Origin of the sequence: Sphingomonas sp. IW22 (assembly GCF_041321155.1) — a bacterium.
In the GTDB taxonomy this organism is placed as follows: domain Bacteria; phylum Pseudomonadota; class Alphaproteobacteria; order Sphingomonadales; family Sphingomonadaceae; genus Sphingomonas.
In genome coordinates this window covers 1-12,823 of record NZ_JBGGWB010000006.1, presented here as the reverse complement: position 1 = coordinate 12,823, position 12,823 = coordinate 1, and the positions used below count along the sequence as shown (strand labels likewise).

The window sequence follows — 12,823 nt, the reverse complement described above, 5'->3', positions numbered from 1 at the left end:
GCTGCTCCCCTTGAACTTGGTACGGCGATATCGAGAGATTCAGCGCTGGCAGATGTAGGTGTCGCCTCTTTCCTGACGCGGCAGTGCATGATTCAGCGCCGGCATGAGCCGATATGACCTGACCGACTTCGAGTGGCGCGTGATCGAGCCGCTGCTACCCAACAAGCCTCGGGGCGTCCCGCGCGTCGACGATTGCCGTGTGCTGAACGGCGTCTTCTGGGTGCTACGCTCCGGCGCTCCGTGACGCGACCTGCCCGCGCACCACCTGCTACAATCGCTTCGTGCGATGGCGAAAAGCGGGCGTATGGGATTGTCTAATAGACGCCATCAGCGCCGCCCATGACGGCGCCATCCAGATGATCGGCAGCACCCCCGTTCGCGCCCACCAGCAGGCCGCGACGGCAAAAAGGGGGGTGCAGATAACTGTCTCGGTCGATCACGCGGCGGGCTCACGACCAAGATCCACGTCGTCGTCGACGCGCAGGGCCCCCAATCCGGCTCGCCCTGACGGTAGGACAGACCCATGACGGCCAGATGGCCGACCGGCTGCTCAATCATCTTGCCCCGCGCACCGTTGTGCTGGCGGCCAAGGCTTATGACGCCGGCCGCACCGCGAGATGATCCAAGGGTGCCACGCCTAACATCCCGCCCCAGCGCAACCATAAGTGGAAACCCTGCTTCAGCAAGCGGCTCTACCGCGAGCGGAACCTGACCGAGCGGTTCTTCTCCAAGCTGAAGCACTTCCGCCGGGTCGCCACCCGTTACGACAAGCTCGCCGCCAACTTCCTCGCCATGGTCCAACTCGCCTCAATACGCCTGTGGCTGCGCGCTTATGAGTCTACAGCCTAGTAAGCATTGCGATGAGATAAAACGCCAAAGGTTAAGATGATAATTCTTATATCTCGCCAAATCGTCCAATGTTCTATATATTCCAAGTCTGCCTGCAAACGATTGCGCAAATCGTCTTCAATTAGTGTTGCGCCACGAAAACCACGAACTTGGGCGAGCCCAGTCAGCCCAGGCTTGACCGAATGTCGGTGCCAATAACGACCATCTACTTCCCAAAAAAGCTTTTCAGCAGCACGTGATCCTAGGGCATGAGGTCGAGGGCCAACGATGCTCATATCGCCCTTCAATACGTTAAAAAGCTGCGGAAGTTCATCTAAACTCGAGCTTCTTAAAAATCGACCAATAGTTGTAATACGGTCATCATCTCTTGAAGCCGAGCGATGCCCTGAACTGTCACTTCCCTCCACTCTCATGCTTCGAAACTTCCAAATGCGGAACATTTCGTTTCGGCAGCCAATTCTTACCTGCTTAAATATGATGGGACCGGGCGTATCCAACTTAATCAGAATACTGACCAGTATTAATAAAGGCGAGAATATAAACAGAGCGATACCAGATAAAAATATATCGAACGCACGTTTAAGGGCACGGTCATATAAACCGAACGGCGCGACGGCTACTACTACGCTGGGTGTACGGTCACAGACTGAAACCCCAAGGGGGGCCAAATCACGCAGTTCAGGAACGAAAATCTCGCCTAAGATGTTTGTTCCCTTTAAAACATGCGCCCAAGCGGCTCTCTTTTCAGGAGCACACGCGACGATTACACGATCAGCACTTGAAACTGTACGAGCTAATCGGTCATACATCAAAGGATCGTGTATGTCAGGATCAAACCGTTCATCGGCTATAAGTACTGTTGTGAAATGGCCAGTCGGCAATGGTGAAGCGCCATCGTGTAGCAGCACTACGTTAAACGGATTTCCACCAATAATCCAGTTCATGTTGCGAACAAATAAATATCGTAGTATCAACAGTAAAACCAATGATGCTGTAGTGCCCAAGGCCATTAGTGCTCGAGGAAATTCCTCACTCACCTTTAGACAGAACGCTGCTAAAATCAGCGTGCAGACTGCCGCAAGTAGCGCACGTGCACCGCGCATTGCCCCATGTCGGGCCTTTAACAGATTGCTGGCATCATAAGCATCAAATCCCAATGCCATCAAAAAGTAAATCGGAGCTATTGCAATAATAGGCCAAATCCAGTCAATTGGTCCTAAAAGCACACCTCTTATATAAGCGGCAAAGCCGAAGCCCATTATTAGACTGGTTAAATCCAGCCCAATAAGCCAAAGTCCGGATCTGAATTTCAGCGTCGATGCAGTGGCTGGCGATATATTGGGTCGCGCACGCCATGATTTATGATGGAACGCCTCCATTTCCATGTTAGCCATCCCTATCTGTCCGTATCTGGATCGTGTGATACAACATTTCTCCACCTCAATCACAGCGCTTTTTTGCAGCGCAACATCGTGTTTTGGCAAGTTTCGCCCCGATTATCGACATACGAGGCAAAAGCTAAGCATTGACTTATGGGAAATTTGTTTCACGATTCTTGTTTCGGCAATAAAAACAAAGCGTTAGGTTGGATTCTTGGTGAGCGCAGCTATCCCATCGGTTAGAGCGGCTTATAAAAAGGCTTTGTTGGGTAAGAGGGTAGGAAAATTGGCTTATCTCGGCAGCGGCGCTTTGGCGGCAGTGCCGTCGGCTGCCGGGTGCCGCGAAACCGGTCCACCGTGCGGGCAATGCCGGTTTCGGCCGGAGTCAACGGGTTCCAGCCCAGCAATTGCTGGGCGCGGGTGATGTCGGGCCGGCGGCGCAGCGGGTCGTCCTGCGGCAATGGTTGAAACAGGATCTTTGGCTCGATCCCGATAACCCTGGCGATCGTCGCCACGATTTCCAGAACCGTCCGTTCGTCCGGGTTGCCCAGATTGACCGGACCGTCGCCCGCCTGCTCCGATTCCATCAGCCGGATCAGTCCGGCGACCATGTCGTCGACATAGCAAAGGCTGCGCGTCTGCGTACCCGCGCCATAGACGGTGATCGCATCACCCCCCAGCATCTGGGTTATCACGTTCGAGATGATGCGCCCGTCATCAGCCTGCATGTGCGGACCATAGGTGTTGAAGATGCGCGCCACGCGAACGTCGGCGCGCTTCAGCCGACCGAAATCGAATGACAGCGTTTCGGCGGCGCGCTTGCCCTCGTCATAGCAGGCGCGCGGGCCGGTGCAGTTCACGCGCCCGCGATATGCCTCCACCTGCGGATGCTGTTCGGGGTCGCCGTAAACCTCGCTGGTCGAGGTCAGCAGGAACCGCGCGCCTGCGGTCTCCGCCAGCCGGAGCAACTGGTCGGTGCCGACGACATTGGTCATCATCGTATGTTCGGGGTCCGCCTGATAGCGCGGCGGCGACGCGGCGCATGCCAGGTTCCAGATATTCGTGACGGCGGCGGTGCGACGCGTCACGGCGGCAGGCAGTGGGGCGGAGATGTCGGCCTGTACGAATTCGAACCCCGCCCGGTCGCGCAGTGTTTCGAGGTTGCCGGGCCATGCGCTTTGCAGATTGTCGACGCACAACACCCGTTCCCCGCGATCCAAAAGGGTGCGGCACAGGTGCGACCCGATGAAACCGGCACCGCCGGCAATCAGGTGAAAGGGTTGGGCGTTCGGCATTGTCAGTGGTGCTCTGGTCACACCGATAAGGCGATGCAAGTAGTTGTTTCCGTGCGCCGGCGTTGCAGATTCAGAGCAAAGCTCAGATAGCTGCGTGGCAAGATTATTATTGCTTTCCCGAGGCATCGGCAAGGTTGAACCATTAAATCTCATTGCGTTAAAAATAGAATATGCATTTACATTTATTATTTAATTAAAACAAACGCAATAAAACCTGTAAACAGTAATACTATAGCGAAATAACTTATTGCACTAATAAAGTACCAACCCTATAACCAAATGAAATAAAAACCTTTTAGGTCAAATTACACTTACTAGTATTAATATAATCTATTATAAGTGAAGCATTCAACGCTAAAGAGTAATTGTAATTCATGATAAACTGTTGTGGTGCTGATCTGCACGCCGGCTTATTCGTTCGGAATAACGATCGACAAGTTGCTGTGCATGCGGCCGCAGCAGCACCGTGAAGCGCACCAGCTCCTCCATCACGTCCACGATGCGATCATAATAGCTCGACGGCTTCATGCGGCCCGCATCGTCGAACTCCTTATAAGCCATCGCGACCGATGACTGGTTCGGGATCGTGAACATGCGCATCCAGCGGCCGAGCAGGCGCAGCGTGTTGACCGCGTTGAACGACTGTGATCCGCCCGACACCTGCATCACCGCTAGCGTGCGGCCCTGTGTTGGTCGCAGTCCTTTCATTTCTAGCGGCAAATGGTCGATCTGCATCTTCATGATGCCGGTGATCTGACCGTGTCGTTCGGGGCTGCACCATACCTGACCCTCCGACCACATCGCTAATTCGCGCAGTTCGTGAATGGCGGGATGGTCATCGCCGGCCACCTGATCGGGCAGCGGCAGCGTAGAGGGGTCGAATATCCGCGTCTCGGCACCGAACAGGCGCAGCAGGCGCGCACTTTCTTCGACCGCGAGGCGCGAGAACGATCGTTCGCGCAAGCTTCCATAAAGCAGCAGGATGCGCGGTGCCGGCTCGGCGGGGCCAAGGCCGAGCGCAGGCCGGACGTGTGCAAAGGCGGGATCAAGTGCGGGCAGATGGTCGGGGTCGGGCAAATCGCGCAAAGGCATCAGGCAATCCCAATTCGCAGCGCGAGCGCCGCCAGTGTGATGAGCAGGACCGGCACCGTAAGGGTGACGCCGACCCGGAAATAATAGCCCCACCCGATCCGGATGCCCTTCTGGCCAAGGACGTGCAGCCACAGCAGCGTCGCGAGCGATCCGATGGGCGTCAGCTTGGGACCAAGATCGCAGCCGATCACATTGGCATAGATCATCGCTTCCCTGACCGCGCCCGTGGCGTTGGTGGCGTCGATCGACAGCGCCCCCACCAGCACGGTCGGCATGTTGTTCATTACGGACGACAGGACCGCCGCGATGATGCCGGTCCCCAGTGCCGCGCCCCACACCCCGCCTTGCGCGGTGCGATCGAGCAGCATGGCCAGATGGTCGGTCAGGCCGGCATTCCGCAGGCCATAGACGACGAGATACATGCCCAATGAGAAGATCACGACTTGCCACGGCGCGTCGTGCAACACCTTGCGGGTCTCGATCACCTGTCCCCGTCCCGCGACCACCAGCAGCAGGACCGCACCGCCGGCTGCCAACGCGCTGACCGGAACGCCCAGCGGTTCGAGCAGGAAGAAGCCGGCGAGCAGCAGTGCAAGCACGACCCACCCGGCGCGGAAGGTTGCCGGATCGCGAACGGCTTCACGAGGGTGCCGGAGCTGCCCCACGTCATAAACGCCCGGTATGTCCCGCCGAAAGTACAGCAGCAGCGCGACCAGCGTGGCTACGATCGCCGCCACATCGACCGGCACCATTACACCGGCATATTTGGCAAAGCCGATCCCGAAGAAGCTGGCGGACACGATGTTGACCAGGTTCGACACGACCAGCGGCAGACTGGCGGTATCAGCGATGAAGCCCGCGGCCATGACGAATGCCAGCATCGCCTTGGGCCCGTATCCAAGCGCCCGCAGCATGGCGATGACGATGGGCGTCAGGATCAGCGCCGCGCCGTCATTGGCGAACAGGGCCGATACCGCCGCACCCAGCAGCACCACGAGCGCGAACAGCAATTTGCCATTGCCCCGGCCCCAGCGGGCGACATGAAGCGCCGCCCATTCGAAATAGCCCGCTTCATCGAGCAGCAGGCTGATGACGATGATCGCGACAAACGCACCCGTCGCGTTCCAGACGATGTCCCACACCACCGGCACGTCAGACAGGGAAACGACACCCGCCAGCAGCGCCACGACGGCACCGCCCACCGCGCTCCACCCGATGCCGATGCCTTTGGGTTGCCAGATGACGAGCGTGATCGTGGCGACGAAGATCAGAACGGCAAGCAGCATCAGGCGAGGCGCTGACCTGACGCGTCCACAACCTGTTCGCCGTCTTCCTTGGCGAAGGCGCCGAGCTGCTGCGTCGGCAACAGATCGAGCACCGCTTCCGAGGGGCGGCAAAGCCTTACGCCGAGCGGCGAGACGACCAGCGGTCGGTTGATGAGGATCGGATGTGCCATCATCGCATCCACAAGCGCGTCGTCGGACAGCGACATGTCGCTCAGGCCCAGTTCGGCATAAGGCGTGCCCTTTTCACGCAGCAGATCGCGGGGGCGGATGCCGGCGCGGTCGATCAGGTCGACCAGCATTGCGCGCGAGGGCGGGGTTTTCAGATATTCGACAATGTGCGGCTCGATCCCGGTATTGCGGATCAGGCCAAGGGCGTTGCGCGACGTGCCGCAATCGGGGTTGTGATAGATGACGATATCGATGGCCACGCAGGCGTCCTTTCAACAGCAGGGGGCGAGTTCGGCGACAAGCGGCGCGCACAGCTTGGCGTTGCCGGCGCAGCAGTCCTTGACCAGGAAAAGCGTCAGCGCGTGCAGGCCGTCCAGATTGGCGCGGTAGATGATCGAGCGGCTTTGCCGTTCGGAATGGACCAGACCGGCCCGGGCCAGGATGCCAAGGTGCGCCGACATGGTGTTTTGCGGCACGTCGAGCTGGCGTGCAATTTCACCCGCGGCCAGACCGTGCGGTTCCTGCCGCACCAGCAGCTTAAAGGTGTCGAGCCGGGTAGCCTGCGCAAGCGCGCCAAGCACCACGATAGCGATTGATCTATCCATATATCTAGTATAAACGATAGAAAAAAAAGATGAAAGGGCTTTTATCCTCATACCAAAGACCCGTTGGTGTAGGTCTTGAAGTTGCTGAGCGATTAGAGCTAACGAGCTAGGCCGTAGACTCGTAAGCGCGGAGCCACAGCCTCATTGAGGCAAGCTGGACCATAGCGAGGAAGTTGGCGTCGAGTTTGTCATAGCGGGTGGCAACGCGGCGGAAGTGCTTCAGCTTGGAGAAGAATCGCTCGATGAGGTTGCGCTCGCGGTAGCCGCTTGCTGAAGCAGGGCTTCCACTTGCGGTTGCTCTTCGGCGGTATGTTGGGCGTGGCGCCTTGGTCTTGGATCAAATCGCGGATGCGGTCGGCGTCATAGGCCTTGTCGGCCAGCACGATGGTGTGCGGGCCGAGGTGGTCGAGCAGCGTATCGGCGATTTGCCCGTCGTGTGTCTGTCCTGCGGTCAGGCCGAGCCGGATCGGGAGGCCTTGCGCATCAACAACGACGTGGATCTTGGTCGTGAGCCCACCGCGTGATCGACCGAGACAGTGATCCGCACCCCCTTTTTTGCCGTCGCGGCCTGCTGGTGGGCGCGAACGGATGTGCTGTCGATTATTTGGATATCGCCTTGATGCGCGGCGGTGATGGCGTCCATCAGCCGATCCCACACACCCGCCTTTCGCCATCGCACGAGCGGTTGTAGCAGGTGGTGCGCGGGCCGTATCGTTCCGGCAGGTCGCGCCACGGTGCCCCGGAACGCAGCACCCAGAAGATGCCGTTCAGCACGCGGCGGTCATTCACACGCGGCACGCCTCGTGGCTTGTTCGGCAGCAGCGGCTCGATCACGCGCCACTCAAAGTCGGTCAGATCATATCGGCTCATGGTGAGCCTGAATCACAGTCCGGTCGGACGTGGAAGCCGCCGCCGGATGACGCTCGATTGCACGCCTCGGCAGTTGCTGCAGCATCATGCCATGTTCGACTGGTCCGATCTGCTCCTGCTTCTCCCATTTCGGGTGTTCATGGCGCTCTTCGCCATCTTCTGCGCACTGGTAGCTGCCGCGATCCTGTGGGCTAAATACGGCTGAGCCGCAGCCCTCCCAATTACCCAAGCCGCTCGCTTTATGGGTTCACGACCTAGAAAATGCGTAAAACATCAGTATTGGACATTGTGTCGTACCCAAGTAGATTTATTAAAATTTTCAGACCTTATAAGTTTGACGATTTGTAACCGACCGAAAAACTTTGTTCTTCCATTAATATCCTTTGCTACCAAAACAATCGGTATACCACTAAAAGCATTCTTTAAATAATTCATTATAAAAATAGACTCTATTTTTCCTGATAAAAATTTTATGTTTACAATAGCAACAACAAAAGAAATACCATTCTTATTCATAATGCTAATTGGAATATACATAAGTACTACCTTTCCTTTTGATTTGAAGGATCATACTTGTAAACTATGATTTTAGGTCGCGCTGAGAGGGGGGGTTTTCAAGACCCTTCTTGATCCAAGGTTGCTCTTTGGAGAGCAGACATGGGCTGCGGGATTGTCGGATGCGGACTGGCATGCAATCAGACCGCTGCGGCCATCTGAGTGCTGGCGCTCGGTTCGCCCTGCACGCAATAATCGTCGATTCTCAACGGTATATCATGTGTTGCGGGTCGGCTGTCCGGCGCGAGATGCATAAGCATTACGGCAAGTGGAACTCTGTCTATGTCAGGTTCCGGCATTGGGCCGAGCAGGCGCGTGGATGCTAAGCCCGGAGCCGCATCGAGGCGAGCCGGACCGTGGCGAGGAAGGCAGCGGAGCTTGTCGTAACGGGTGGCGACACGACGGAAGTGCTTCAGCTTGGTGAAGAACCGTCCGAGCAGGTTGCGCTCTCGGCAGAGGCGCTCGCTGAAGCAGGGCTTCCATTTGCGGTTGCCTTTCGGCGGGATGTTGGGGGCAGCGCCTTAATCCTAAATCTGCTCGCGGATGCGGTCGGCGTCATAGCCCTTGTCGGCCAGCACGATGGTCCGCGGACCCAGGTGGTCGAGCAGTGCTTCGGCGATCTGCCCGTCCGCCTCCCCTTTTTGCCGTTGCGGCCTGCTGTGGAGCGAACAGAGGAGATGTCGATCATCCGGATGTGGCCGTCGTAGGCGGCGGTAATGGGGTTTCACAAGCCTGCCTTTTCACCATCGCACGAAGCGATTGTAGCAGGTCGTACGCGGACCGTAGCGCTCGGGCAGGTCACGCCATGGTGCGCCGGAATGTAGGACCCAGGAGATGCCGTTCAGCGTCCTTCGGTCATCAACGCGCGGCACGCCTCGTGGCTTGTTGGGCAGCAGTGGTTCGAGCACGCGCCACTAAAATTGTTCAGGCCGTATCGGCTCATGCCAGCGCGGAATCACAGGTTAGATCAATGGGGAAGTTGTCAGTCTCAAACCTCTGGTGAACCAGTCCGCTCCATGGAAATATCGCATCATGGAAGCGACAGACTTTTTCGTTATCGGTTTAGCAGCTTGACTGGAGGTTCTATTTGAATCGCCGTTCCCGGCGCTTTGGTTCTGGCGTCGAGCTACCGAACGATCGAGACCGTGGCTGTCTCACCTGCTCTTCCTTCCTTGTACTTTAGCCATCGATTGGGTGTCAGTTAGCATGATTTTCTTCGTGCCTCACGACAAGGAAGACGCGTTGGCTTAGCGAGCAATCTTTCAACATTTTAGGGCTTGATCATTTTGTCTACAATATCTTGCAGTTTTTTGGATATATTGATCGCAGACTCTGCCGACATTAAGAACGGACTATTTGGATCACCGCCAATGAGTGTGGCCCTTAAATTAATCTGGCAAGCAACAACTTCTTGAATCAAAAACAAGAACTCCCGTGCTTCTCTCCTTGTAATAGGATAATCTATATATTCCTCTCCATTATCATTAATTTCGCTCATTACATAAATCCTATTTTGGTATCAAAATTACCTAAGCATTTTATCATTTGAGCTTTGAAATTGTGGTTAACCTTATTGTGTTGAAAAACTATACCCTGTTCAAGCAGCACAGCTTCGCATAGTTTTAACGTCAGTAATGAATAAAAAAACCTTTTTAACGCATTATTAACTCGAATCTAACAGGATAATACGTTGAATGTCCATGAAATAGAAGTTATACAATTATTGGAAAATCGGTCGATAGACTGTACACAATCATCGATTGATCGAAGTTGATTACACCTGACAGTTCGATCATCGCATTGTCGACAAATCCGTCGGTGCTATTGTCCGTGAATCGGATGAAAGTATTGCCATTGAAGACGTCGATCTTGATCTGGTTTGCGCTATAGCCTTCAATGTGCAGCGTATCGTTTGCCAAGTCGAAGTCGGCGATGACGTCCACGCCGTCCCCGGCCGCATAGTTGACGTGATCCGCCCCCTCGCCAGTCACGATGCGATCGCCGCCCTGTGCCTTCAGGTCGACCAGCATTTTCTTCTGGGCAATGTCGATCGCCAGACCCTCGAACCCGTCGCCCGTCTGGTGCCACACGCCCAACGTCTTTGACGCCTTGGTGGCAAGTCCCGTCGCCGTATCAATCGTCACAAGCTTGCCCGACAGGCGATCTAGCGCCCACAACGTCCCTTCGCTGTCAAACGACGCGCCTTCCAGCTTGGTGAACGCCGACAGATTGCGGATTTGGGTCGCCTCGACCATATTTCCGTTCGATTTGTCGATTTCGACCAGATATGTTTTCCAGCCCACGTCGGCGAGGCCAAACAGCTTTCCGGTGATAGGATCGAACGCCAGGCCGCCAATCTTCTTATTCAGCGTATTGTTGCCGATGATCGTAAAGGCGCCGGTAGCGATTTCTACGGAAACAAGGTCGCCTTCCGACGCCAGATAGAGCTTGCCATCGGTCCCGAAGGCAAAGTCCTGCGTCTCCGATTTATATTGGCGGACATGGCCGCCAATATAGGTCGTTTCTGCGGTCAGCGGGTCCACTTTGATAAGGCCAGTCACGTTGCCGGGGCTTGAGATGAATCCGTACAGCATCCCGTCGATCGGATTGAGCGACAGCGATTCAACATCGACATTCTTGCCGCTCTTACCCAGACCCGTCTTGATCGTGACGTCGCCTACCACCGTGGTCGCGCCAGTTTCGAGGTCGATACGATAGAGCCGGCTCTGGTGGCCGCAGCTGGTCGACCCGCCGATGCTATATGCAACGCCGCTGGGCGGGGCATTCTGGAAAACTGAGTCAATAGTGCCATTATCCACCTGGCCGGCGATATGATCGTCGCTGTTGAAGCCTAGGAACAGGTCATTGCCGCTGCCAAGCGCGGTGAAAGTGGTGCGGCCCTCGGCCGTGGCAATCAGCGGCAGGCCGGGCTTGTTGACCGCCTGCACAAAGGTTGCATCGCCCGCGGCAAGCTCGCCCGCGATGTCAAGCGGCTTGAAGCTGACCACGTCGTCGCCGCCGCCGGTGTTAATGCGGAAAGTGGTCACCCAGATGCTGTCCTGATCCTCGACCACACGAACATCGATCACGTCGCTGCCCGCGCCGGTGATGATGTTTCCGCGCTTGGTGCCGTTCAGGACCAGGGTGCTGCCGTTGGTGTCGTTCAGCCCGACTGCCGCATCGACATGGACGAAGCCGTCGAAATAGAAATTCTGGGCGCTCTCGGAAACGAGCTGGACATTCTTAACGCTGTTCCAGTCGGGAATCAGATCGATCACATTGCCGTCGGGCGAGGTCGCGGTATCGACCCGGGCGCCATAGAGCAGGTCACCCGCCACCGCGTCCATGGTGTACGATACGGCCAACTGCTTGGACACGTTGGCAAACGCCGGTTTGTCGCCGGGAAGCAAGGCAATGTTTAGAGGACTAAATCCTGACGGTCCGGTGCGAAGATACCATGCATTCTGGCTACCGTTCATTCCAAAGGATATAGTAAACGTCGACATCCTTCTGCCTTCCCCAAGATTTAGGTTCTAGGGGTGTTAATGATGCATTAAGGATTTGCGATAAAGGCTGATTGATCGCCCCTGCGTGACACGCCTGTTCTAGGGTGGGACTTTTGTCCCAATTTGGTGCGGATGCGCTTTTTTCCGGCATGGCGACGATGGTGGGCGGGCGAGGCGAACCCCTTGCCCGGCGCAGCTTGCGCTAGCATCGATGTCGCGATCACTTTTCCCACGGCCGTCAGGCCGCGCGTTAGCGTTCAGCCGGGTGTGCCGGTTCGATAGTGGTCGTGATACCACTGGGCGAAGCGTGTAAGCCCTTCTTCGAGCATCACTTTGGGCCGATATCCGGTCAGTTCGCGAAGGCGGGAGACGTCAGCATAAGTGGCGGTCACGTCGCCGGGCTGCATGGGACACATGACCTTGATCGCTTCGCGGCCGATCGCGCGTTCCAGCGTTTCGATCATTTCCATCAGGCCGACGGGGTGGCTGTCGCCGATATTCAGCACCCGATGGCCGCCGGGGGCGGGCGGGTGGTCGAGCGCGCCGATGATCCCGTCGACGATATCGTCGATATAGGTGAAGTCGCGCGCCATCCGGCCTTCGCCATAAACCTCAATCGGCTCGCCCCGCATAATCTTTTGCGTAAAGCCGAAATAGGCCATGTCAGGCCGGCCCCAGGGGCCATAGACGGTGAAGAAGCGCAGCCCCGTCTGCGGAAAGCCGTAAAGCCGGGCATAGGACTGGCTCATCAGCTCGCACGCGCGCTTGGTTGCGGCATAAAGCGAGACGGGATTGGTCGCTGCCTCATCCTCGCTGAAGCCCGCTCCGCCCATCGGCCGGTCGCCGTAAACCGAGCTGGAGGAGGCATAGACCAAATGTTCGAAACCCGGCGCGTGACGGCACGCTTCCATAATCGATAGATGGCCGGCCAGGTTCGAATGCTGATAGGCGAAGGGGTTGTCGATGCTGTACCGCACACCCGCCTGTGCGGCGAGGTGGACGACGCGGGTGACTTCATGGTCCCGGACCAGCACCGCCATCGCGCCGGCGTCGGCAATGTCGATCCGGTGAAAGTCGAAGCCGTTCCGATCCGTAAATGTCGCAAGCCGTGCTTCCTTCAGCGCGACATCATAATAGTCGTTGACGATATCGACGCCGATCACCCGTTCGCCGCGGTCAAGCAGCCGGTGGGCGGTCGCATGGCCGACAAAGCCCGCA

Annotated in this window: 11 protein-coding genes and 4 pseudogenes; 3 read left to right on the top strand and 12 right to left on the bottom strand. The window is 56.8% G+C overall.

The features are described 5' to 3' along the window. Positions 1-103 precede the first annotated feature (103 nt). Positions 104-849: pseudogene (locus tag ACAX61_RS16650) on the top strand (IS5 family transposase). Here ACAX61_RS16650 and ACAX61_RS16645 read toward each other — a convergent pair. The 7 genes and pseudogenes from ACAX61_RS16645 to ACAX61_RS16615 all read right to left on the bottom strand — a co-directional run bounded on the left by ACAX61_RS16645 (position 846) and on the right by ACAX61_RS16615 (position 7,544). After that, positions 846-2,234, bottom strand: a complete 1,389-nt coding sequence (locus ACAX61_RS16645) for an exopolysaccharide biosynthesis polyprenyl glycosylphosphotransferase (protein WP_370715859.1) — start codon at positions 2,232-2,234, stop codon at positions 846-848. The pseudogene ACAX61_RS16650 and the gene ACAX61_RS16645 overlap by 4 nt on opposite strands. 233 nt (positions 2,235-2,467) lie before the next feature. Continuing rightward, positions 2,468-3,523, bottom strand: a complete 1,056-nt coding sequence (locus ACAX61_RS16640; protein ID WP_370715858.1) for an NAD-dependent epimerase/dehydratase family protein — start codon at positions 3,521-3,523, stop codon at positions 2,468-2,470. Between the two features lie 372 nt (positions 3,524-3,895). Continuing rightward, positions 3,896-4,615, bottom strand: a complete 720-nt coding sequence (gene arsH, locus ACAX61_RS16635) for an arsenical resistance protein ArsH (protein ID WP_370715857.1) — start codon at positions 4,613-4,615, stop codon at positions 3,896-3,898. After that, entirely contained in the window at positions 4,615-5,901 is a 1,287-nt protein-coding gene (gene arsB, locus ACAX61_RS16630) for an arsenic transporter (protein WP_370715856.1), read from the bottom strand. The genes arsH and arsB overlap by 1 nt, the downstream gene beginning before the upstream one ends. Beyond that, positions 5,901-6,329 (bottom strand): arsenate reductase (glutaredoxin), encoded by a 429-nt coding sequence (arsC, locus tag ACAX61_RS16625; RefSeq protein WP_370715855.1) that lies wholly within the window; start codon positions 6,327-6,329, stop codon positions 5,901-5,903. Before arsC ends, arsB begins: the two co-directional genes overlap by 1 nt. Positions 6,330-6,341: 12 nt before the next feature. After that, the gene (locus tag ACAX61_RS16620; protein ID WP_370715854.1) at positions 6,342-6,674 is read right to left on the bottom strand and encodes an ArsR/SmtB family transcription factor; all 333 of its coding nucleotides are present in this window, start codon (positions 6,672-6,674) and stop codon (positions 6,342-6,344) included. 106 nt (positions 6,675-6,780) lie between these two features. Continuing rightward, a pseudogene (locus ACAX61_RS16615) lies at positions 6,781-7,544 on the bottom strand (IS5 family transposase). 46 nt (positions 7,545-7,590) lie between these two features. Here ACAX61_RS16615 and ACAX61_RS16610 point away from each other — a divergent pair. Continuing rightward, positions 7,591-7,749, top strand: coding sequence for a hypothetical protein (locus ACAX61_RS16610; protein ID WP_370715853.1), 159 nt, complete (start codon positions 7,591-7,593; stop codon positions 7,747-7,749). A gap of 68 nt (positions 7,750-7,817) precedes the next feature. On the opposite strand, the gene ACAX61_RS16605 is transcribed toward ACAX61_RS16610, so the two are convergent. After that, on the bottom strand, positions 7,818-8,081 hold the full coding sequence (locus ACAX61_RS16605) for a hypothetical protein (protein WP_370715852.1): 264 nt from the start codon (positions 8,079-8,081) through the stop codon (positions 7,818-7,820). Positions 8,082-8,214: 133 nt separating this feature from the next. Here ACAX61_RS16605 and ACAX61_RS19650 point away from each other — a divergent pair. Then, positions 8,215-8,410: pseudogene (locus ACAX61_RS19650) on the top strand (transposase); the annotation flags it as partial. A gap of 11 nt (positions 8,411-8,421) precedes the next feature. On the opposite strand, the pseudogene ACAX61_RS16600 reads toward ACAX61_RS19650, so the two are convergent. From ACAX61_RS16600 to ACAX61_RS16585, 4 genes and pseudogenes are all read right to left on the bottom strand, one after another. After that, positions 8,422-9,007: pseudogene (locus ACAX61_RS16600) on the bottom strand (transposase). A gap of 362 nt (positions 9,008-9,369) precedes the next feature. Beyond that, complete coding sequence (locus tag ACAX61_RS16595; protein WP_370715851.1) at positions 9,370-9,597, bottom strand: hypothetical protein; 228 nt, start codon at positions 9,595-9,597, stop codon at positions 9,370-9,372. A gap of 214 nt (positions 9,598-9,811) precedes the next feature. Continuing rightward, positions 9,812-11,476, bottom strand: coding sequence for a YjiK family protein (locus ACAX61_RS16590; RefSeq protein ID WP_370715850.1), 1,665 nt, complete (start codon positions 11,474-11,476; stop codon positions 9,812-9,814). Between the two features lie 386 nt (positions 11,477-11,862). Further along, positions 11,863-12,823, bottom strand: a 961-nt coding sequence (locus ACAX61_RS16585; protein WP_370715849.1) for an NAD-dependent epimerase/dehydratase family protein, incomplete at its 5' end; no start/stop codon positions are given.